Origin of the sequence: Proteiniborus sp. DW1 (genome assembly GCF_900095305.1) — a bacterium.
Taxonomy (GTDB): Bacteria; Bacillota; Clostridia; order Tissierellales; family Proteiniboraceae; genus Proteiniborus.
Map to the genome: position 1 here is coordinate 1 of NZ_FMDO01000045.1, position 22,171 is coordinate 22,171.

The following is a 22,171-nucleotide window of genomic DNA, read 5'->3' on the forward strand; positions in this document are numbered from 1 at the left end:
ATAAAAAAAGCGTCTAAAAGACGCAACTATCCTATTTCATATTGGATCATTGTATCTTTCACTTCAATATAATTTCAGTGTCAGTAACAATTGTTTTTTAGACTTCATTAAGAGAAGTTTCTCTTAATTCAGACATTTTAATCATATCATAATGTTAAAAATTTGTCTATTTAAAAGTATCTGGTAGAATAATGGTTCTATAATAAACATTATTTTGTCTGAATCTATTATTTTATTAAATTAGGGTAGAATTTAGTAATGGAGTGGAATTAAAAAATTAGCCTCCAGCTATTGACAAAGAGCCTATTTTTATATATGCAAAATGCATCAAATAGGAATAATCTATTGATGCATTTTCACAAGATATAATTTATTTTAATTCTATAAAAAACCTTTTATACCATACAAGAAAAACGTATACAGTCCAAATCTGTCTAGCATGATTTGCTTTACCTGTATAGTGTTCATCAGCTAGCTTCAAAATCTCTTCAGTGTTAAAGAACTCCTTTGCTATATCTGACTTAAACATTTCCTTTATCATATTGTAATACTTTTCTTCTTTTAACCAATGTCTAATTGGTACTGGAAATCCTACCTTAGTTCTATTTGCCCACTCACTTGGTAATGTATCCTTTGCAGCAATTCTTAGTGCATATTTGCTGTTTTCCATATTTACACGATATTTTACAGGTATTTGAGAAGCCAATGCCATGACCTCTTTATCTAGAAATGGAACTCTAAGTTCTATTGAATGGGCTGAACTCATTTTGTCAGCCTTTAATAAAATATCCCCAGGCATCCATAAATTCATGTCAAGATATTGCATTTTAGTAACGTCATTTTGATTTCTAACCTTATCATAGACTTTACTCGTAATACTTTGAACTGAAGGGCCTTTTTTGAACTCATCCTTTAATACTTTTAGCGCATGAGCTTCTTCAAAAACCTTAGCCTGTCCGATAAACCATTCCTCTACCTTTTGACCACCTTTTACTAAGAAGTTAGTTATCCTATTCCTAGGTAGAGACTTACACATTAGTGAAACTGGACGCCTAATAAAATACGGTAGTTTCTTGTATTTTGCCATTGTTGGTGTTGTCTCGTACCAAGCATATCCTCCAAATAATTCGTCTGCACCTTCACCTGATAATACTACTGTTACATGCTCACTTGCAAGCTTTGACAAAAAATATAGAGGTACAACTGATGGATTTGATTGAGGTTCATCCATATGGTATAAAATAGTTGATAAGGCTTCAAAAGCTTCATCTGCTGATATGAATTTTCTATGATTTTCTATACCAAGCATATCTGACAAGTCCTTGGCTAGATTAGTTTCGTTAAATATTTTTTCATAATCACTAAAACCTACTGAAAAAGTCTTATTCGGCATAAGGAGTGAGGTAATATAACTTGAATCTACTCCACCTGATAAAAATGAACCTACACTTACATCACTAATTCTATGATATTTAACTGATTCTGCTACAATTTCTTTTATTTTATTTACATAGTGCTCTAGACTGTTTTCCTTTTCATCATACATTGGATCCCAATAACGTTTTATTTCTATGTTCCCTTTTTTATACATCATATAGTGAGCTGGCTTAAGCTTGTATACACCTTTGAAAAATGTCTCATCCAGAACTGGATACTGAAAAGTAAGATAAGGTCTTAGTGCCTCCTTATTCAGCTCTTTAATAAATGAAGGATGCTTTAAAAATGACTTTATTTCAGAACCAAAAATAAATGAATTATCCTTAGTGTTTTGAGTATAATATAATGGTTTTATACCAAAATGGTCTCTAGCTAAGAACATTTCTTCTTTTTTAATATTCCATATTGAAAAGGCAAACATTCCTCTTATTTTATGAACTATGTCTGAACCGTATTCTTCATATCCATGTATAATAACTTCACTATCTGTATTGCTCTTAAAAATATGTCCCTTCTCTTGAAGCTCGCTTTTTAACTCTTGATAATTATATATCTCACCATTAAAAACCATAACAAGAGTTCTATCCTCGTTATACATTGGCTGACTTGCTTCCTCTGACAAATCAATTATCTTAAGTCGTCTAAAACCAAATGTAACACTTTTATCAGTGAACACTCCTCCACTGTCAGGACCTCTATGGATTATGGTATCCATCATATCCCTTATGATTTCTTCTCTCTCCATAGCTAATGTAGTATCAGCAAAACCCACAAAACCACACATTTCCATCACCCTCTTTCTCTAATCTAGGTTTATTCTAGCTTGTCTTCTTTCTATTATTTTTCATAATATCTGCAATTATTTCTTTTTCATTAAAAGGCACTTCTATTTTCCCTATTTTCTGCGAAGTCTCATGGCCTTTACCTGCTATAAATATGACGTCGTCTTTTTTACTTATTTCTATAGCGTATTTAATTGCTTCCTTCCTATCCACAAAGGATACATAAGTGCCATTATGCTCTTTTATAGATTCTACAATTTCTTTGATGATAGAATTAGGGTCTTGTTCTTTTGGGTTATCAGATGTTACAACTGCAATATCTGCATGTTTAGCAGCTACTTTGCCCATGGCATATCGTTTAGCTCTTCCTTTTTCCCCTGGAGCTGCATAAACACCAAAAACTAAAATAAGCCTTCCCTTTGTAAAGGGCTTAACAGCTTTTATGGCTTTTTCCAAGCCATCTTCAGTATGTGCAAAGTCTACGATTATTTTATAATCTTTGTCCTTATATACAACCTCTAATCGCCCTTTTATATCCTTTACTTTTTCAATTCCCGTCTTAATATTCTCTAGGTCTATATTGTTACAATATGCACAAGCTATAGCCGCTAAGCTATTGTATACATAAATATTACCAGGAAAATTAACCTTGATTTCAATGCTACCCTTTGGTGTATTAGCTGTAAATTTAGTGAACTCTGCATCATATAAAATATCTGTTGCATAAACATCAGCTTTATTATCTATTCCATATGTTATGGTTTTGACTTTAGAATCCTTGAGTTCTTCTACTAACCTTTTACCATACTCATCATCTATGTTTACAATGTTAAAATCTTTAGTCATCTTAAATAATTTTGCCTTGGCATTAAAATATTCTTCCATATTATTATGAAGCTCTAAATGATCCGGTGTAAGATTTGTATATATACCTATATTAAAATCACATTCTGCTACTCTATCAAGACTTAGTGCATGTGATGATACTTCCATAATACAATTTTCAGTATTGATACTTACCATTTCCGAAAACATCTGTTGTAGGTTAAGTGACTCTGGAGTAGTATTATTCGTTTTTACTTGCTTATCTCCAATGATGCACCCAATAGTGCCGATTAGATCCATAGATTTATTAACATGTTCATATATAGACCTAATAAAATAAGATGTGGATGTCTTACCATTAGTTCCAGTTATTCCTATTAAATTAATTTTGCCAGTAGGATTATCATAGAAATTTGAGGATATTTTTGCTAGGGCTTTCCTAGAATTCTTAACTTTTATAATAGTAATATCATCTGTACTTACATCTACATCTTTTTCAACTATCAATGCGCTAGCTCCTTTTTCTAGAGCCATATTAGCAAAGTTATGCCCATCTACAGTAAAACCTTGTATAGCAACAAAGATAAAATCATCCTCTACTTCTTTAGAATTGTAAGCTATACCACTAACTTCTTTATTTATGTTTCCCACTATTTCTATATAATCAAGTTCTTTAATCACTTCAGCTAAAAGCATTATCACATACCTCCTAGGGAGTAGTTAAATTTAATCTTTGGTTTTAAAAATCTTCTTAAATATTTTACCCATTATTATTCCGGCATATGAGAAAGCTGGCATAGGATCTTTCCAGTCCCATATTGCATAGGCTTTTGGCCTGAATAGGGATTTGAAAATTTGACCAAATGTTAGCTGACCTGTTTTTATATAGTCCCTAATAGCTAATAGATCCTCATAAGCGTACCAAAACACTAAGTTCTGATCTTCCTTAAATGACTTTGGTTCTAATGGTTCTCCAATCATTTCTCTATAGGTAATATAAGGTATATTTAATCCAAGTTTATATAAAAGATTATTGAAATTTGTTATTCTAGCATTTACTTCTATCATATAGAACTTCCCTGTTTCAGAATCTTTTTTAAACTCTATCTCAGCAAAGCCTTTATATTTTATTCCTTCAAAGAACTTTGCTCCTATTTCATAAAGCTCTGGTACATATTTATGACCAGTGTAAACAGAGGCACCAAAGTTAATAGGGAACTGTCTATATTTTTGACATGTAGACCAATGAGTTACTTTTGCATCTTGATTTAAATATGCATCAAAGGTATACATATGATCATCAAAGCCCGGAATAATTCTTTGAACTATAACTTCTAATCCTGCATCTTTTGCTTTTCTTATAGCTTCCTCTAACTCTTCTCTATTATGAACCTTAAAAAGCTTTCTTCTGAATACAGCAACAAATGAAGGAGATTCTACTGGTTTCACAATACAAGGATACTTAATCATACTCTCAACCTTTTCTAAAAAGTTCTCCTCATCTATCTTAACTGTTTCTGGCACTGGAACTCCATGTTCTAATGCTAATTCATAAAGAGAGGCTTTGTCCATGACCTTTGTCCATAAACCTGGCTCAGTCTGAGGTATGAGATAATACTTCTTAAGTTCCTCCAAATGTTCATCTATAACTTCTACCTGCAAGTCATGACATGGTATGAGGACAGGGGGATAATCCTGTTTTTTAGCATAGTCTATTAAAAACTTTACAAATTTTTCTGACTCATTCCTGTAATGAGGTACAATTAATCTTTCTGAAAGGTATTTTGATTTAGCAGCATAAGTGCCTTTTTCTGAATAATCCATAGCTACTACTTCTATCCCGTGTATACCTAAGCATCTAATTGCACTTAGAGCAATATAATAATTTGTTCCCAAAACTACTGCTTTATTTCTCACATAAACACCTTCTTGTCTAGTTAATAATTTATCTATAAATAAACGTTTGAAATTGCTACAATTTTAAGACTACAAAATCATATGTATTTCAGAAAGCACCTTACTTTAAAATCTCTTTTAAATTCAACAGCTTATATGCATATAGACACTACTATTAAACCTATATTAATCTTCACTACCAGCTTCTTGATATATACTACTTAAAATCTTAATCTCTATTCTCCTGTTTTTCATTCTTCCCTCTGCAGTATCATTTGTTGCTATAGGGGAATATTCTCCAAACCCTTCTGCTGATAATCTCTGTGGGTCAAAGTCCATTTCATTAATGTAGTATTCAGCTACGGTAATAGCTCTAGCAGCTGATAGATACCAGTTATTTGGGAACTGAAACGAATTCATAGGAACTGTATCAGTATGTCCCTCAATCTTAATTCTATTTTTATTATATTGTAAAAGTTTGCTTCCAACTGAATCTAAGATTTGTATTGCATCTTCTCTTAATGTAGCCTTTCCGGGATCAAATAATACTCCATCTAAGAAATTAAGTCTAACATAATTTTCATTATATTCAATATTAATATGATCATCAAAACCTTGTTCGTTAAGATGCTGTTTTAAGTCTTCTGCAATACCTTGAAGCTCTAGAAGAGATCTCTCTCTATAATCTTCACTTTCAAAATATCCTCTAGTTTTTTGTTCAAATCCATCATCACTTATTCTAATAGTCTCTCCTCCACTTAGTACTCCCGAAGAGCCTCTGAAAGAATTCATTATTTCCCTAAATTTTTGAGCATCAATTGAAGAGAATGAAAATAATAGAACAAAAAAGCAAAGTAAAAGCGTTACCATATCTCCATAGGTAGTCATCCATTCTGGTGCACCTTTTTTCTCTTCATTGATTCCCCTTGTTCTTCTCACTAATAATCTCCCCTTTTCTATTTTTTGATTAAAGTGTTTCTCTTACCACTGTTAAATTGTTATAATAAAATTATTAAATATAATTTTTGTCTTATTATCATGAAATTTGCCTATAATCATATTTAGTTAATTATAATATATCTCTAACATTATTTCAAGATAATAGGCAATGCTAACGCTAGAACTACCTACTTTATACCTATTTCTCTTTTACAATCACTTAAAAGTTTCTAGAATTTCAATAAAAAAATAAAGACAAAGCAAAAAATCTGTGATATATATATAAGTTGTCAAGTAAAAACTATTTTAAGTATAAACTTCATTAATAAAAGTTATAATCTTTTATGTTCCTAGAATTTGATAATCTTAATCAGACCTATAAATGTAGAAATTGGAGTGAGAAAATTGCAAGAGAAGATAGTTGGAATATTAGGCGGAATGGGACCTGATGCAACATGTGTTTTATTTGATAGAATCATAAAGTATACTAATGCAAAATGTGACAATGAGCATATTAGAATAATAATTGATAACAATCCAAAAATACCTGATCGTACTGCTGCTATATTAGGTAACTCTGTTAGTCCGATTTCAGAGTTAGTTAAAACAGCCACTAATTTACAAAACTCAGGTGCAGATTTTATAATCATTCCCTGTATTACCTCTCATTACTTTCTTGAAGAAATACAGAGAGAGATTAGTGTTCCGATTTTAAATGCACTAGAAATTACTAAGGAATATATGAATAAACACCTTGGAAATATTAATAAAATCGGTGTCATAGCCACTTCAGGAACAATAAAAACAAATCTTTTCCAGAAATTATTAGCTGATAAAGAAATTATTATTCCTACTGAAGTAGAACAAAGAGAATATGTTATGGAGATTATTTATGGTAAAGAAGGTGTAAAAGCGGGAAATAGAACAGGAAAAGTAAGAGAATATCTGGTGGAAATTGTAGAGAGGCTAAAAAACAGAGGTGCTGAAGCTATTATTGCAGGATGTACAGAAATAAGCATAGTGCTAGATCAATCAGATATAGACATACCTTTAATAGATCCTTTAACTCTTATGGCTAAAAAATCAGTTGAAATTGCAAAGGGCTTAGGTAATAAATAACCAGGGAGAAGCATAGTTCTCTCTGGCTATTTATTATTACATAAAACACTTTATTTATTATTGTAAAACCAAAGCATGACTTCCTAATTCTACATAACTCTGAAAGAATTCATCTGCATTATATAATACCTGTCCTTTTAACGGGTTCATGACATGAACATTATCATCTACATAGCCATTGAGCACTACACAGTGTAGATTAATAGGCATATCTATTTTTTCTCCTGTATCAGTTAAATGCCAAGAGTAGTTTAATTTAGGCTTGCTTAAATCTAGGGTTACCCAAATAACTACAGGATTACCTTGATTCAAATATTCTATAATTTCTTCTCTTGTACTTCCGCTTATATCAATAGGATTTTCTTTTCCCTCAACAGTACCCAAATAGAGATTTGCTGCTTCTATAATAGGAGGTGCATAGGAAAAAAATCCGCTCTTTTCTCTTGGATTTCCTGCATATGACACATAGGGATTAGCTCCATAAAGCTTCCCATCTTTTCTATAAAATGCTTCCTTAGGTAAGTATACATCAGCCATTTCGAGCTTATCAGCATTGTAGCCTTTAGAATTTAATACTGCTGTTAGTGAGGTGATTTCACAACCGTTTGGTAATTCAGGATTTTGCATAACAGTTGGTACATCAATATATACCTCCTCTATAACAACATCCCCATCTTCAGAACTTTTAACATGTTTTATATGTTCATGAATTTTGCTTTCTATAATTAGCTCATGGTTTTCTTGACTTATCTCTAAAATCAAAGTATCATCCATACTTTTTTGATAATATGGATGTGGTTCAGCACACTTAATTTCATATATATTATTATAATCTAATAAATCTGAGGTTCCCACCCCATTTTTATCAGTAATTATTTTACCAACTAACTCACCTGTATCTGTATTTATTACTGTAAATTGACTGTTTTTTATAGGAATCTGATTATCAATATCTATATTCTTTATGGTAATCTTTCCTTGTTTCTTAATAAAAGGAATCTTTATATCCATAGGTATTTCAGTACCAGGTACTTCAGTATCTTTGCTAAAGATACCTACAATTTTAACTATACCGATAGCAATACACGTTAATATCAGCATCCTAAACATAACACGAAACAGCTTTCTTCTCTTTTGTTTTCTTCTAGTCATTTTTTTCATATACGCCCCCTTAGATAAAAATTTATTTTGATATAGAATTATATAAGTTTTACTTAGCAACTTATTTATATCATAGATTTGGGCTTTTGTCTTTAGATATATTAGGTAAAAGCAAAAGTCATGGTTCTAATAGACTGTTTGTCTGATTGAACTATGACCTTTGTTCTCATCCTAATTTCATATTGATTATTATTCTAGCACTACACCTGTTCCAGAGGCTGTGACCATAAGCATGTTTCCACCTTGACCTAATACCTCATAGTCAACGTCAACTCCTACTACAGCATTACATCCTAGAGCAGAAGCTCTCTTCTCTAGTTCTCTTAATGCATCCTCTCTAGCTCTAATTAACTCTCCTTCATAGGATTGAGAACGACCTCCAAAGAAGTTTGTAAGACCTGCAGCAAAATCCTTAATAAAGTCAACCCCTGATATAACTTCTCCAAAAACTATGCCTCTGTATTCTCTTATTTTTCTTCCTTCTACATTAGGTGTCGTAGTTATTATCATACCCTAGCCTCCTTTTTATTTTTAACCTTGTAGGTTTTGAGCTTTTTATAAAAAACATCAGGGACTTCAGCTAAGAAATATTTTATCTTAAATCTAATTAAGTCTTTCTTCTATAAGATCTGCTAGGCTTCTTGCCATATCTGTTATCTCTTCTTGATTTTTTCCTTCTATCATAACACGAACTAGGGGCTCAGTACCTGAAGGTCTAATGAGTACCCTACCTTCTCCATGAAATTTTTCTTCAAGCTTTTCTATTTCTTTTCTCACTACTTCATCTTCCATATAGGCATTTTTCTTTTCATTGCTTACTTTAGCATTTACAAGAACCTGTGGTAGCGAATTCATAACTTCTGCTAACTCCGAAAGCTTTTTACCAGTTTCTTTAACAACTGATATAAGCTGCAAGGCCGTTAGTAAACCATCACCTGTAGTATTATGCTCTAGAAATATAATATGCCCTGATTGCTCACCACCTAGAGAATATCCATTATTTAGCATCTCTTCTATTACATATCTGTCTCCTACCTTAGTTTTAACAATATTAATATTCTCTTTTTTCAAGCAAATATCCAATCCCATATTACTCATTACTGTAGCTACAACTGTGTCTTGCTTAAGTTTTCCTTTATTTTTTAAATGAATACCACAAATAGCCATAACATGGTCGCCATCTACTACATTTCCTTTTTCATCAACAGCTATAAGTCTGTCTGCATCTCCATCAAAAGATATTCCTATGTCTGCTCCTGTACTAAGTACAAGCTTTTGAACCTCTTCAGGTCTAGTAGAACCACAGTTTACATTTATATTTACTCCATTTGGTTGGTTATGTATAGCCTCTATATCTGCACCTAATTCCTCTATTAGCTCTGGGGCAGCTTTATATGCAGCTCCATTCCCACAGTCTATAGCTATCTTTAACCCCTTAAAGTCTACATTTATACTTTTTCTTAAGAAATTCTTATACATATCCGTTCCATTATTTACTATTATTCTTCTTCCAACTCCCTCACCAATAGGAGATAAAGGTACTTCTTTCCCATCTAAAATATATTCTTCTATCTCCTCTTCTATTTCATCGTTTAGCTTATAACCATTGCTTCCAAAGAACTTAATTCCATTGTATTCTACAGGATTATGTGAAGCTGATATAACTACTCCTGCTTCTGCATTTAGTTCTCTTGTCAAATAAGCTACTGCTGGGGTAGGTACTATACCTACTGAGAAAACATCTGCACCAACTGAGCATATTCCTGCTACTAAAGCAGCTTCTAGCATATCTCCTGATATTCTAGTATCCATTCCTACTACTATTTTTACATCCTTCTTATCCTTTGCTAATACATATGCTCCAGCTCTTCCAATTTTATATGCAAGCTCACAAGTTAATTCCTTGTTTGCAACTCCTCTTATTCCATCTGTTCCAAAAAGTCTACCCATAAATAATCCTCCCTATATAGAATCGTTACATTTTTAATGATATCATAATTATATTATAGCGACAAACAAAAAATGTAAGTCTTGGGCTACTTTAAGGCTCGAAACTTAAATAGAGTACCCACTCACGTCTAATTGTCTCTTTATACAAGTTTTTTGTCCACTACGCTTAAATAAATTTAGGGAAGTATAGTACTACAAGGATTCACTAAGCAAATCAGGTCAAATTCATAATAGGAGATAAATAATTCTATAACTCATACCAACGAAAATCTTACAACTTGCAAACCTATTTAGCTTATTGGAACTACTGAAATCTCTAATTTTGTAATAAGTCCTAATGTCAGACTTCCTTTCCTTAGCTTAATCTAATAGCTTAAGGGTTCTTATATCTTCATTCCCTAAGAATTGCAGTCATGTCCTGCAAATGTTCTCTTAGTATTTCATTTAAGCTCTTACTATTTGAAAATATCAGAATATGACTTGATTCCATGTATAGAGCTTGCACTCTTTATAGCATTTATAACTGCCTGTTCCATTGCCTTAGTTGCTAGAAAGCCTACTGTGCTTATATCAGCCTGCACATCTCCTGTTGATAATGCAAATATAGTATCACCGTCAAAAATAGTATGAGCTGGTCTCATTGTTCTAGCATATCCGTTATGAGCCATTGAAGCTATTTTATTCATTTCTGATTTAGAGAACTTTCCATTAGTAGCTACTACTCCAATAGTTGTATTTCCACTAAAGAGGTTTTTCTTGCTGTCATAGTTGGCTATCATCATATTCTCTGTACCTATAAAACTCTTTAGGTCCTCACTTAATAAGCCAGCTAATACTTCTCCTGTAGCTGGGTCTATTACATCACCTAAACAATTCACAGCTACTATGGCTCCTACCTTAAGCTCTCCTACTTGCAGTGCATAGCTACCTAGTCCGCCCTTCATTGCTGTTTTAAGTCCAAACAGTTTTCCTACTGTAGCACCTGTACCTGCTCCAATAGTCCCATTTGGACACTCCTTGTCTGTTGCATTCATACAAGCCTCATATCCCATTTTTAAATCTGGTCTTACCTTATAGTCTCCAATAGCTAAATCAAATAGTACTGCAGAGCATACTATAGGAACCTTTGTTACTTGAACATCAAATCCTATATTTCTTTCCTCTAAATATTTCATAGCACCAGAAGAAGCATCTAACCCAAAAGCGCTTCCTCCTGAAAGCACGACAGCATGAATTTGCTGAATCATATTTACAGGATTCAATAAGTCAGTTTCTCTAGTGCCTGGTGAGCCTCCTCTCACATCTACTCCTGCAGTAGCACCATTTTCGCATACTATGACTGTGCAGCCTGTAGCAGCCTCAAAATTTTGTGCATTACCTACTTTTATTCCACCTATATCAGTAAACTGGATTTCTTTCATTTCATCACCTCTTATTTAGGATATATGATTAATTCTAGATAAATAAATAAAAACCTGCAAGCCGCTTATATAACGACTCAAAAAATCATGAACATCTATTCTATTTACCCATAATTCTGAGATTTTGTCTATAATACTTCAACAATCATATCTTAACATTTGGTTTTACATTTTCTTCTGATTGGACTATTTCTTTTTATCATTCTATCATTATCTTGCTACCTCTCTATTCTTTATCTATTTAAATAACTAGCTCAATTCTCTTTCACCTTATTATATTCAATTTTAAAAATTCTACTGAAACTTTTTTCGCTAGAATTACTTTTACAATGCTCAAGTAATACACCTAAAAAATAGTTATCAACTCTAGATATGCAGTAAAGGATGTAGCCTGAATATAGCCTAGTTAATTTCCTACACCTTTGTTTGTAATATCAGATATCTTCATGAACTATACTAGTTGTAAATGTATTAACATAAATATATTGTAAAAGTTTATCAGAATAAGTTCTCTAATATGCTAAAGATTTTAAACACTCTGATTTATATTAAAAATAAAAAGGACACATAAAGTGTCCATATTTCAAAATCTTATATAAAAAGTCTCTATCAACTTCCCTTTAGGTAATTTAGTCTGTCCTTCCCAGAAGTTCTCCCTTTTATTATAGCAGTTCCACTCTTATTCTACTATTTTAACGACTTCTATTCCATTGTCTATTAACTGATATATGCTAAATAAGTTCATTAAGTCTGCATTGTGTGCTCCTAAGTCATAAGTATCTATGGAGTCCATTGATACAATCACTCTATAATCCATATTTCTTTCATTAAAATATGCCTTTTTTGTAAGCGCATATTGAGAGATACAAATATCACTGCAAACTCCCACTATAATAAAGTTTTTAAACTTGGATCCTGATGTTTTAATCCATTCAAGGTATTCATCAGTTATAAAACCATTTGTTGAATTTTTATAGAACACTCTATCTACTCCAAGCTCTTTTATTTCATCTACTAATTCACTTTCAATAGAGTTTTCAAGGCAATGTTCTGGTCTAAATCTTAGTTCTAAAGAGTCCTTACTATGACTGTCTGCAAAAGCAATTACCTTAATTCCCATAGCCTTGCATTTCTTAGTTAACTTTACGATTGGTTCTATCAGTTTATTTATTCTAGGGCTACTAAGTATTCCTTCTATTGCAAACCCTTTAACCATATCCACAATAACAATAACAGTTTCTTCTGGATTTAATGTATCTATGTTTAATACAGGGGCTTGATTCACCATGCCCATCATCTCTTCTAGCGCCTTAACCCCATTAGTCAATACTTCATTTTTAGTTATGTTCATAAGTTATTTCCCCCTTCTATTCCTCTTCCCAATTAATATTCAACCTATAAAGTCTATCAAGTCTTGGACTATATTTTTTGATGTTTCGTTAGTTTAAATTATCTGATTGATCACTCCTTTATATTAAAGTTAAGTTAATAGCTTAAAGTCATTAGTTTGACCCCCTTAACCATTTATTGGTAATATTGTATTAATAAGACTATTAGATGTCAAGCCTTGTTAATATTTTTTAAGAGTTTAGTTATTTTTATGTGCTATGTTAAAGACGAAAAAAGCAGGTATTCATTCTGAATACCTACTTTAGCTATTGATAAAAAACCAATTAATCTAGCTACTTATCCTCTTACTGCTTCTGCACCTTTCTCTAGTGCTTCTTGGTTTATTGGAATCAAGTGTGACTTAGATTCTCCAAATACTTTTTTGAATGCTTCAACTATAGAATCTGTTTTAACTGCTTTTGTAAGCTCTAAGTAAGCACCTAGCATAACCATATTAGCTATCTTGCTATTTCCAAGTTCATTAGCTATATCGTTAGCAGGAATATAATATGCATTAATATCAGTTCTATTTACTTTTCTATCTATTAGTGAGCTATTAATTAGTATATTTCCACCTTTTTCAACATCTTTCTCGAATTTATCTAAAGATGGTTTATTCATGATAATTGCTGTTGTAGCTTCTGTAACTATTGGTGAGCCAATAAGGTCGTCTGAAACTATTACGTTACAGTTAGCAGTTCCACCTCTCATTTCAGGACCATAGGATGGAAGCCATGAAACATTTTTGTTTTCTACCATTCCTGAATATGTTAGAAGTTGTCCCATTGACATAACACCTTGACCACCAAAACCAGCTATTATTAATCTTTCTTCCATTCTACTCCACCTCCTCAGGTTTTCTAAAATTACCTAATGGATAATATGGAATCATATTTTCTTTTAGCCAACCAAGAGCTTCTACTGGCGTAAGTCCCCAGTTTGTTGGACAAGTAGATAATACTTCTACTATACCAAAGCCTTTACCTGATAATTGAAGTTCAAAAGCACTCTTAATTGCTTTTTTAGCTTTTCTTATATTAGCTGGGTCATGTACTGAAACTCTTTCAACGAATTTTGCTCCATCTATTGTTGCTAGCATCTCAGATATTCTGATTGGTCTACCGCAATGGCTTTCATCTCTTCCATATGGAGCTGTAGTTGCCTTTTGTCCTACTAATGTAGTAGGAGCCATTTGTCCACCAGTCATACCGTATATAGCATTGTTTACAAATATAGTTGTTATTTTTTCTCCACGATGTGCAGCATGAACTATTTCACCAGCTCCAATAGAAGCTAAGTCTCCATCTCCCTGATATGTGAATACAACCTTATCAGGAAGAACCCTCTTTATACCAGTAGCTACTGCTGGTGCTCTACCATGAGCAGCCTCATGCATATCTACATTAAAATAGTCATAAGCAAAAACTGCACAACCAACTGGTGCTACACCTACCGTATCTCCTAGAACTCCGAGCTCTTCTAATACTTCAGCTACTAATCTGTGAATAATCCCATGTGTACAGCCTGGACAATAATGGAAAGGCTTGTCTGTAAGTCCTTTAGTTTTTTCAAATACTATAGCCATTATTTGTCACCTCCAACAATTTTCTTAATCTCATCTACGATAGCATTTGGAGTAGGCACCATACCACCTGTTCTACCATAGAAATAAACAGGTTTTCTTCCATTAACTGCTATTTTAACATCATCTACCATTTGACCAGTACTCATTTCTACTGTAAGTACTGCCTTGGTTTTATCGCTTATTTTGTCGAAGGCAACATCTGGGAACGGCCATAATGTAATCGGTCTAATAAGCCCTACTTTAATTCCTTCCTCTGCACATTTTGCTATGGCATTTTTAGCTATTCTTGAAGTTGTTCCATATGCTACTATAACTACTTCGGCATCTTCAAGATTATATTCCTCATATCTTACTTCATTTTCTTTCATCATTGCATATTTAGCTTCTAGCTTTAAGTTGTGATCTTCTAATGGCTGAGCTTCTATATAAAGTGAGTTTATTACGTTAGGCTTTCTTTGCCCTTTTGTACCTGTTGTTGCCCAATCTTTTGGTGGTAGTTCTCTTTTCTTAGGCTCTTTAAATTCTACAGGCTCCATCATTTGACCTATCATACCATCTCCAAGAACTATAACTGGATTTCTATAATAGTCTGCAACATCAAATGCTTCCATAACTAAATCTACTGCTTCTTGGATGCTGGCTGGAGCATATACTAAATGTCTATAATCTCCATTTCCTCCTCCTCTAGTAGCTTGGAAATAGTCAGATTGAGAAGGTTGTATACCACCTAAGCCTGGACCTCCTCTAACCATATTAACTATAACACATGGAAGCTCTGCTCCTGCAATATATGAAATCCCCTCTTGTTTAAGTGCAATTCCAGGGCTTGAAGATGATGTCATTACTCTAGCACCTGATCCAGCTGCTCCATACACCATGTTTATAGCAGCAATCTCACTTTCTGCCTGTAAAAATACTCCTCCTACCTTAGGTAATTCTCTAGCCATAAACTCAGGTATTTCATTCTGTGGCGTAATAGGATACCCAAAGAAGTACTTGCATCCAGCTTTAATAGCTGCAGCACCTACTGCCTCATTTCCTTTCATCAAGACTTTAGACATTTGATTCCCTCCCTTTAAAATTATTCAACCATTTCTCTCTCTACTGTAATTACGGTGTCTGGACAAATTGTGGCACAGTTAGCACAGCCTATACACTTGTCCATTTCAATGACTGTTGCTGGATGATAACCTTTTACATTTATCTTATCTCTGTTCATTACTACTATTTTTGCAGGACATACTGTTGTACATAGTTCACAACCCTTGCATCTTTCCTCATTAAAGGTAACTTTACCTTTTGCCTTTGCCATTTCTTTCCCCCCTTTTTAATAATTGAGAACTAAAAACTGAAAATTATAAAGCATAGTATATTATAGATAGATAACTTAAATGTTTATAATAGTCACCTATATTAAAAAGTTGACATTTGTTATAACATCCAATCTTCACGCATGAAAAGCTTTATAGGAAGTATTTCTCCCTCTATATCATGTGGAAGAGCTTTTGCCACATGCTCTAGTGCTGATACATATTTTACTGGTATATTTAATGCAGCTGATACCTCTTCTACCAGTTTCTGACCAAATAATACATCTTCTAGTGTAGTACTTTTTAGTAGATGCGTATTATTTATCAGCCCAGTTACCTTTGCCCTAGAAGCTCTTTCTATATCTCTAATATACTTTTCCACATTTTCTAGAGTTTGAGTTTCTGGCCTATACGCATTGAGTACAAAGAACATGTCATATTTGCCATCCTCAAAAAAACTATGATATCTACCTAATGCCCTAGCTCCTACTGGATCGCCTCCAACATCTAATACTGCCTCCATGCTTTCGTCTTGTAATGGTCCATATATTTCTGCCGAAACAGAAGGCACATCTACTGAGTTTCCTTTTATAGAGCTACCTATTACCTTGATTCCTAAATTCTCAAGGTCTTCTGTTTTTTCCCTACTTCTAAAATAGGGATTTACAACATCTAGGTCCGCTAATATAACTTTCTTACCTGTCTCTGATAGCTTTACTGCATAATTTACTGCAAACTCTGTCTTGCCACTGCCATAATGTCCTACTATAATTCTTATCCTATTATCTTTTAACATTAAATCACCCTTTAATTTATAGGTATTCTTTTGCTTGTTCTTCTCCTCTAAGTACTCTTAGCCCACCTTCTGCTAGGGCTATAAGTTCGTCTTCTCCTGGGTACATTACTACATCTGCTATAAAATCTACCCTTTCCTTAATCCAAGCTGTAAACATAGCATCATATGCTATACCACCAGTTAATATTATAGCATCTACTTGTCCTTCTAGTACAGTACTCATGCTACCAATTTCTTTTGCTACCTGATAAGCCATAGCTTCATATATAAGTTTAGCTTTCTCATCCCCCGCTTCTATCATTTCGCATACTTTTCTAGCATCATTTGTTCCTAGATATGCTACTAGGCCTCCACAACCTTTTATCTTTTTCTTCATTTCAGCCAATGTGTATTTGCCTGAATAACAAAGCTTTGCTAAATCTCCAACAGGAAGTCCTCCACTTCTTTCTGGAGAAAATGGACCTTCTCCATCAAGTGCATTGTTTACATCTACTACCTTACCTTTTTTATGAGCACCAACAGATATTCCTCCACCTAAATGAGCTACTACTAGGTTTAACTCCTCATAGGCCTTACCATTATCCTTGGCAAATCTTCTCGCAACAGCCTTTTGATTCAAAGCGTGCCAGATACTTATCCTTGGTATTTCTGGCATACCTGAAATCCTAGCAATGTCCTCCATTTCATCCACAACTACCGGATCTACTATAAATGAAGGAATATTTAATTGGGAGGCAATCTCATGTGCTATTGCGCCGCCAAGATTTGAAGCATGTTCTCCAAAAGTACCTTTACTTAGGTCATCAAGCATTTTGTCATTAACTCTATATGTTCCACCTGGTATAGGTTTTAGTAATCCTCCTCTTCCAACAACAGCACTTAATTCATTAATATCAAATCCTTTTTCTTTTAATATATCTAGAATAATATTCTTTCTGAATTGATACTGATCGAATATAGTAGAATACCCTGCTAATTCTTCATTTGAGTGCCTTAATGTCTCTTCTAATACAAGGTCTTCATTATAAAATACAGCTATCTTAGTAGAAGTAGAACCGGGATTTATCACTAGTAGTTTATAATTATTCATTTTATTCCCCCCTATTTTTTTGAAGCCATTAGTACCCCTAATGCTATTGAGTTTAACTTAGCCTCATCACTATCTGCTCTTGATGTAAGAACTATCGGTGCCTTAGCACCTACTATTATACCAGCATTTTTTGACTTTGCTAAGAATGCAAGAGCTTTATATAAAACATTTCCTGATTCTATATTTGGAGTGAGTATAATATCCGCATCTCCTGCTACAGGATGGTTTATGCCTTTATGAATAGCAGCTTCTTTTGATATGGCATTATCTAGCGCAAAAGGCCCTCCAACTATACAACCTGTTATATCACCTTTTTCATTAGCTTCAACTAATTGTCCTGCATCAACTGTAGCTGGCATTTTCGGATTTACCTTTTCTTTTGCACATACTACTGCTACTTTTGGATTTTCTATATCTATAGAATGAGCTAGAAATACTGCATTTTCTACAATTTGCTTCTTTTGTTCAAGGTTAGGTGCTATATTCATGGCCGCATCTGTAACTAAAAGGAGCTTATGGTATGTATCGACGCTAAAGACAGCCACATGACTTAATATACTGCCTGTTCTAAGTCCAATTTCTTCATCTAAAACTGCTTTTAATATAATCGATGTATCCACTAAACCCTTCATAACTATGTGAGCTTTTCCCGTACTTACAAGCTCTACAGCTTTTCTGGAAGCTTCTATTGGGTCTTTAATATCTATAATCTCATAATTCCCTAAATCTATGTTAATTTCTTCTGCAATTTTAATTATTTCACTTTTATCTCCTACAAGTATGGCTTCAATTATTCCCATATCCTTTGCTGCATTTACTGCTATCAGAACCTCTTTATCCTGTGCTACTGCTACGGATATCGTTTTTGGTCCTCTACTTTTTGCAAGATTCAAAACATCTTCAAAGCTCTTAATCACTGATCTCCACCTCGTTTTCATAAATTTTCTCTACTTCTTCTCCTTCTAATACCCTTAATACTCCTTCATTTAGGGCTTCTAGTTCATCTTCTCCTGGATAAAGCACTACAGGAGCTATAAATCTTGTCATGCTTTGGATTTTATCAGTAAGTGTCTTTGAGTGTGCTAATCCACCAGTTAATATTATGGCATCTACCTTGCCATATAAAGTTGTAGCCATGGCTCCTATTTCTTTAGATATTTGATATGCCATGGCCATAAATACAAGCTTAGCATTTTCATCTCCATTTTTAGCTCTTTCTTCTGCTTCTTTTGCATCATTAGTTCCTAGGTAGGCTGTAAGTCCACCTCTTCCCTTGATTTTTGTCTTTATTTCATTATATGTGTATTTTCCTGAATAACACATCTTTACAAGCTCTCCTACTGGTAGCTGACCTGTTCTTTCAGGTGAAAGTGGGCCCATTTCATTTGCATTATTTACATCTATCGTACGTCCCCTTTTTAAAGGTGCAACAGATATCCCTCCACCAAGATGGGCAATTATTAAGTTTATGTCCTTAAGATTTCTATTATTTTCACGGGCATATCTATGAGATACTGCCTTTATATTTAATGCATGTAGCTGAGACTTCCTCTGTATGTCTGGCATTCCCGATATTCTAGCTATATCATCCATCTCATCTACTGCTACAGGATCAACTATAAAAGCTTTAATGCCTTCATTATCTGCAATTCCTTTTGCAAGAATGGCACCGAGATTTGAAGCATGTTCTCCCCCAACACAGTCTTTTAAATCCTTAATCATTACATCCGTAACTAAATAGGTGCCAGCAGGAATAGGTCTTAGCATACCACCACGTCCTACAGTGGCTTTTAAAGTAGAAGTGCTTATTCCAACTTCTTTTAACCATTCAACTATTAGGTTTAAACGATAATCATATTGGTCTATAATATTATGGTATTTATCAAGTTCAGTCCTTGGATGTTCAATTTTATTAGTGAAAACCTTTTCCTTTCCGTCATACAAAGCTACCTTTGTACTTGTTGAACCAGGATTAATTGCTAAAATGTATTTTCTCAACACCCTTTCCCCCTTTAAATCTTACAGTATAATAGGAGCAGATTTATTTAAAATTAGTCCCGCTCCTACTATAATAACTTTATTTAATGTATGCTTGCAAGTTTATTAAAAAATAGTTAAATTTCATCTTGATCTTGAATGGTCACCTGAATAGCTTCAGGAACTATTTGAATAAGTTCTATATCCTCATGCAGTATAACTTTTATATTTACATCGTGGTTTCCTGCTTCTAGTCCTGATAAATCACAATAGAATGTAACATCTCTATCCGTTAGTGCTTCTACTTTGCTCTCTGTTCCTCTAATAGTGATTGTTATTGTTTCAGGAAGGCTATCTTTGTCTATAACATGGTTAGTATCTAGATTAATGAAGGTTAACTTGCTTGTATCCAGTTCAACATCCTTTTCAATTATTTTTTCTACATTTATCTTTGCCATTGGGCTTAGATCAACATCCATTAGCTCCACACCCTCTGGCAACACAATATTTACTGGAACTTCCTTTGTTTTACTTATGAGCTCTACATCTAATGTATCTGTTTCAAGGAATTCAATATCCTTAATTATTTCCTTTCTTCCTTTTATGAAAACACTAGTAGGATTCATCTGAATATCTGTAATACTATACCCCTCTAACGGAGTGCCTTTAATCCTTGGATTAATAGGTACAGACTTAGTGCCTAAGATTGGCATAGTTATCTCCACAGTACTTGGTTCTTTTGTTATGTTTCTAACCTCTTCCTCTTTGTCATTTAATACTCTGACAGGTCGACTAGTTTTTATGTCCGAATTTACATTAGTTAGGTCTAGAATGGTTACTACTTTGTCTACTGAATTAACCCAGGTTCGTGGCCCTTTAATCAACACAGTACTAGGTCTTACATCCACATCCCCTGGAGTATGGCCTTCTTCAGTTTTACCTGTAGTTCTTAAGGATATTTTAAATTCCTTAGTTATTATACTATCTAGCTTTAGTTGTATATACTGAGGGCTCACAGACTCTACTGTCACATTTTCAGGAACTTTTACTTCAACAGGTACTCTACTCATTCCTTCCGGATATCCATATAAATCAGCCTGTACTATGATATCATTAGGATTTATAGTTTTTATGTCACTTCTTCTACCTGCTAATTTCACAGTTACTTTAGCTTCTTTTGGCTCCATTAACTCTAACTCTGCCTCAGACAAGTAATTTTGATTTAAATACGTTACCTTAATATTAGAAAAAGGCTGAGTGGTTCGTGGGTTAACTTCATTCATTACATAAGTCCACATAAAAAAAGCTATTAATAATGAAAGAATTTTTATTGTAATATTGTTTTTCTTCGCCTTATTCATTTCTATTCCTCCATTTAGTCAGCAGATTTGGCTTTGGAGTCTTAGGTTTATACATATTAACTAATATTTCTTTTAATGCTTTTATATCTAAATATCTAGTCAATATCCCATTTTCAGCTACTGAAATTATTCCTGTTTCTTCAGATACTATTATGGCAATACTATCTGATCTTTCAGTTATGCCTAGTGCTGCTCTGTGTCTAGTTCCTATTTCTTTACTTAAGTTCATATTGTCTGTTAAGGGTAAAAAACATCCTGCCGCTTTAACTGTATCTTCTCTTATAATAACTGCTCCGTCATGTAGAGGTGTGTTTGGTATAAAAATATTAATTAAAAGTCCGCTTGATACCTTACCATGAATTCTTGTACCAGTGTCAACAACTTCATTCAACCCTGTTTCTCTTTCAAATACTATTAAAGCACCTATTTTTTGTCTAGAAAGAGATGCTACAGCTTCTACTATCTCATCAGATATCATATCTAGCTCTTCGCTTTTAACCTCAATTAACGATTTTGTAAAAAACCTAGTCCTACCTAATACCTCAAGTGCTCTTCTTAGCTCTGGCTGGAAAACAATTAATAAAGCTATAACCCCTACTGTCATGGTATTCTCAAGTATCCAGAATACAGTATATAGCTCTAATACTTCACTTATCTTTGTAGCTACGAATAATAACACAATACCCTTTATAAGCTGCTCTGCTCTAGTTTCTCTAATGAGCATAAATATCTTATAAAATGCATATGCAACTATTAAAATATCTATAGCATCTCTAAGCCTTATATTGTAAAATAAATTGGCAAAATCTTGCATTTTCACACCTCTAAAATAATATTTAAACAGTTAGTCCTAATAATAATTATATAATAAGTGAATTCTTATTTAAATAGTGTTTGAATACTAGTATAAGAAATTTATATAAAACTCGCATATTATTAGATTGAGCTCGATATAAAATTCTTCGACAAAAATATTTCATCAATATTCTATATTTATCAATATTCTACATTTATCTACTTTTCCCTTTTTTATAGTATGCAATTTTTAGTGTTTCAAGGGTTAATATTTCATATTTTTATCCGAATCAATACTATTTAACTAACCCATATAAGCTATAACTTCTATTCTCTTA

Annotated in this window: 20 protein-coding genes; 1 reads left to right on the forward strand and 19 read right to left on the reverse strand. The window is 33.3% G+C overall.

From position 1 onward, the window contains the following. Positions 1–370: 370 nt before the first annotated feature. The 4 genes from asnB to DW1_RS12035 form a co-directional block, all read right to left on the reverse strand. Positions 371–2,221: an asparagine synthase (glutamine-hydrolyzing) gene (gene asnB / locus DW1_RS12020; RefSeq protein ID WP_074350870.1), complete on the reverse strand. Its 1,851-nt coding sequence runs from the start codon at positions 2,219–2,221 to the stop codon at positions 371–373. 34 nt (positions 2,222–2,255) lie between these two features. Then, positions 2,256–3,740 carry a UDP-N-acetylmuramoyl-L-alanyl-D-glutamate--2,6-diaminopimelate ligase gene (locus DW1_RS12025; protein ID WP_074350871.1) on the reverse strand — a complete coding sequence of 495 codons (1,485 nt, stop codon included), beginning with the start codon at positions 3,738–3,740 and terminating at the stop codon, positions 2,256–2,258. Positions 3,741–3,770: 30 nt separating this feature from the next. After that, complete coding sequence (locus tag DW1_RS12030) at positions 3,771–4,961, reverse strand: carboxylate--amine ligase (protein WP_074350872.1); 1,191 nt, start codon at positions 4,959–4,961, stop codon at positions 3,771–3,773. Between the two features lie 165 nt (positions 4,962–5,126). Then, positions 5,127–5,879, reverse strand: a complete 753-nt coding sequence (locus DW1_RS12035; protein WP_074350873.1) for an OmpA/MotB family protein — start codon at positions 5,877–5,879, stop codon at positions 5,127–5,129. A gap of 405 nt (positions 5,880–6,284) precedes the next feature. Here DW1_RS12035 and DW1_RS12040 point away from each other — a divergent pair, with 405 nt between their 5' ends. Then, positions 6,285–6,998, forward strand: a complete 714-nt coding sequence (locus DW1_RS12040; protein ID WP_074350874.1) for a cysteate racemase — start codon at positions 6,285–6,287, stop codon at positions 6,996–6,998. 57 nt (positions 6,999–7,055) lie between these two features. On the opposite strand, the gene DW1_RS12045 is transcribed toward DW1_RS12040, so the two are convergent. From DW1_RS12045 to cdaA, 15 genes are all read right to left on the reverse strand, one after another. Next, entirely contained in the window at positions 7,056–8,159 is a 1,104-nt protein-coding gene (locus tag DW1_RS12045; RefSeq protein ID WP_074350875.1) for a C39 family peptidase, read from the reverse strand. A 189-nt stretch (positions 8,160–8,348) separates the two neighbouring features. Next, positions 8,349–8,669: a putative heavy metal-binding protein gene (locus DW1_RS12050; protein ID WP_074350876.1), complete on the reverse strand. Its 321-nt coding sequence runs from the start codon at positions 8,667–8,669 to the stop codon at positions 8,349–8,351. Positions 8,670–8,762: 93 nt separating this feature from the next. Then, positions 8,763–10,109 carry a phosphoglucosamine mutase gene (gene glmM, locus DW1_RS12055; RefSeq protein WP_074350877.1) on the reverse strand — a complete coding sequence of 449 codons (1,347 nt, stop codon included), beginning with the start codon at positions 10,107–10,109 and terminating at the stop codon, positions 8,763–8,765. A gap of 455 nt (positions 10,110–10,564) precedes the next feature. After that, a complete protein-coding gene (locus tag DW1_RS12060; RefSeq protein WP_074350878.1) occupies positions 10,565–11,530 on the reverse strand; it encodes a P1 family peptidase in 966 nt (321 codons plus the stop codon). A gap of 679 nt (positions 11,531–12,209) precedes the next feature. Beyond that, a complete protein-coding gene (locus DW1_RS12065) occupies positions 12,210–12,881 on the reverse strand; it encodes a cysteine hydrolase family protein (protein ID WP_074350879.1) in 672 nt (223 codons plus the stop codon). A 335-nt stretch (positions 12,882–13,216) separates the two neighbouring features. Then, the gene (locus DW1_RS12070) at positions 13,217–13,756 is read right to left on the reverse strand and encodes a 2-oxoacid:acceptor oxidoreductase family protein (protein ID WP_074350880.1); all 540 of its coding nucleotides are present in this window, start codon (positions 13,754–13,756) and stop codon (positions 13,217–13,219) included. A gap of 1 nt (position 13,757) precedes the next feature. Beyond that, positions 13,758–14,504 (reverse strand): thiamine pyrophosphate-dependent enzyme, encoded by a 747-nt coding sequence (locus DW1_RS12075; RefSeq protein WP_074350881.1) that lies wholly within the window; start codon positions 14,502–14,504, stop codon positions 13,758–13,760. Beyond that, on the reverse strand, positions 14,504–15,565 hold the full coding sequence (locus DW1_RS12080) for a 3-methyl-2-oxobutanoate dehydrogenase subunit VorB (protein ID WP_074350882.1): 1,062 nt from the start codon (positions 15,563–15,565) through the stop codon (positions 14,504–14,506). Before DW1_RS12080 ends, DW1_RS12075 begins: the two co-directional genes overlap by 1 nt. A gap of 20 nt (positions 15,566–15,585) precedes the next feature. Then, complete coding sequence (locus DW1_RS12085) at positions 15,586–15,816, reverse strand: 4Fe-4S dicluster domain-containing protein (protein ID WP_074350883.1); 231 nt, start codon at positions 15,814–15,816, stop codon at positions 15,586–15,588. Between the two features lie 119 nt (positions 15,817–15,935). Further along, positions 15,936–16,610 (reverse strand): nucleotide-binding protein, encoded by a 675-nt coding sequence (locus DW1_RS12090; protein ID WP_074350884.1) that lies wholly within the window; start codon positions 16,608–16,610, stop codon positions 15,936–15,938. Between the two features lie 16 nt (positions 16,611–16,626). Then, on the reverse strand, positions 16,627–17,700 hold the full coding sequence (gene buk / locus DW1_RS12095) for a butyrate kinase (protein ID WP_074350885.1): 1,074 nt from the start codon (positions 17,698–17,700) through the stop codon (positions 16,627–16,629). An 11-nt stretch (positions 17,701–17,711) separates the two neighbouring features. Further along, a complete protein-coding gene (gene ptb, locus DW1_RS12100) occupies positions 17,712–18,617 on the reverse strand; it encodes a phosphate butyryltransferase (protein ID WP_200800523.1) in 906 nt (301 codons plus the stop codon). Then, a complete protein-coding gene (buk, locus tag DW1_RS12105; RefSeq protein WP_200800524.1) occupies positions 18,610–19,698 on the reverse strand; it encodes a butyrate kinase in 1,089 nt (362 codons plus the stop codon). Before buk (DW1_RS12105) ends, ptb begins: the two co-directional genes overlap by 8 nt. A gap of 116 nt (positions 19,699–19,814) precedes the next feature. Next, positions 19,815–21,038 carry a CdaR family protein gene (locus tag DW1_RS12110; protein WP_074350887.1) on the reverse strand — a complete coding sequence of 408 codons (1,224 nt, stop codon included), beginning with the start codon at positions 21,036–21,038 and terminating at the stop codon, positions 19,815–19,817. Beyond that, on the reverse strand, positions 21,031–21,852 hold the full coding sequence (gene cdaA / locus DW1_RS12115) for a diadenylate cyclase CdaA (protein WP_074350888.1): 822 nt from the start codon (positions 21,850–21,852) through the stop codon (positions 21,031–21,033). The genes DW1_RS12110 and cdaA overlap by 8 nt, the downstream gene beginning before the upstream one ends. Positions 21,853–22,171: the final 319 nt, after the last annotated feature.

Coding starts and splice junctions, on each gene's coding strand:
- DW1_RS12090 (WP_074350884.1), bottom strand. CDS start 16,610: ATGTTAAAAGATAATAGGATAAGAATTATAGTAGGACATTATGGCAGT.
- buk (WP_074350885.1), bottom strand. CDS start 17,700: ATGAATAATTATAAACTACTAGTGATAAATCCCGGTTCTACTTCTACT.
- DW1_RS12070 (WP_074350880.1), bottom strand. CDS start 13,756: ATGGAAGAAAGATTAATAATAGCTGGTTTTGGTGGTCAAGGTGTTATG.
- DW1_RS12050 (WP_074350876.1), bottom strand. CDS start 8,669: ATGATAATAACTACGACACCTAATGTAGAAGGAAGAAAAATAAGAGAA.
- DW1_RS12065 (WP_074350879.1), bottom strand. CDS start 12,881: ATGAACATAACTAAAAATGAAGTATTGACTAATGGGGTTAAGGCGCTA.
- asnB (WP_074350870.1), bottom strand. CDS start 2,221: ATGTGTGGTTTTGTGGGTTTTGCTGATACTACATTAGCTATGGAGAGA.
- glmM (WP_074350877.1), bottom strand. CDS start 10,109: ATGGGTAGACTTTTTGGAACAGATGGAATAAGAGGAGTTGCAAACAAG.
- DW1_RS12060 (WP_074350878.1), bottom strand. CDS start 11,530: ATGAAAGAAATCCAGTTTACTGATATAGGTGGAATAAAAGTAGGTAAT.
- DW1_RS12110 (WP_074350887.1), bottom strand. CDS start 21,038: ATGAATAAGGCGAAGAAAAACAATATTACAATAAAAATTCTTTCATTA.
- DW1_RS12085 (WP_074350883.1), bottom strand. CDS start 15,816: ATGGCAAAGGCAAAAGGTAAAGTTACCTTTAATGAGGAAAGATGCAAG.
- cdaA (WP_074350888.1), bottom strand. CDS start 21,852: ATGCAAGATTTTGCCAATTTATTTTACAATATAAGGCTTAGAGATGCT.
- DW1_RS12075 (WP_074350881.1), bottom strand. CDS start 14,504: ATGGCTATAGTATTTGAAAAAACTAAAGGACTTACAGACAAGCCTTTC.
- DW1_RS12045 (WP_074350875.1), bottom strand. CDS start 8,159: ATGAAAAAAATGACTAGAAGAAAACAAAAGAGAAGAAAGCTGTTTCGT.
- DW1_RS12025 (WP_074350871.1), bottom strand. CDS start 3,740: ATGCTTTTAGCTGAAGTGATTAAAGAACTTGATTATATAGAAATAGTG.
- DW1_RS12080 (WP_074350882.1), bottom strand. CDS start 15,565: ATGTCTAAAGTCTTGATGAAAGGAAATGAGGCAGTAGGTGCTGCAGCT.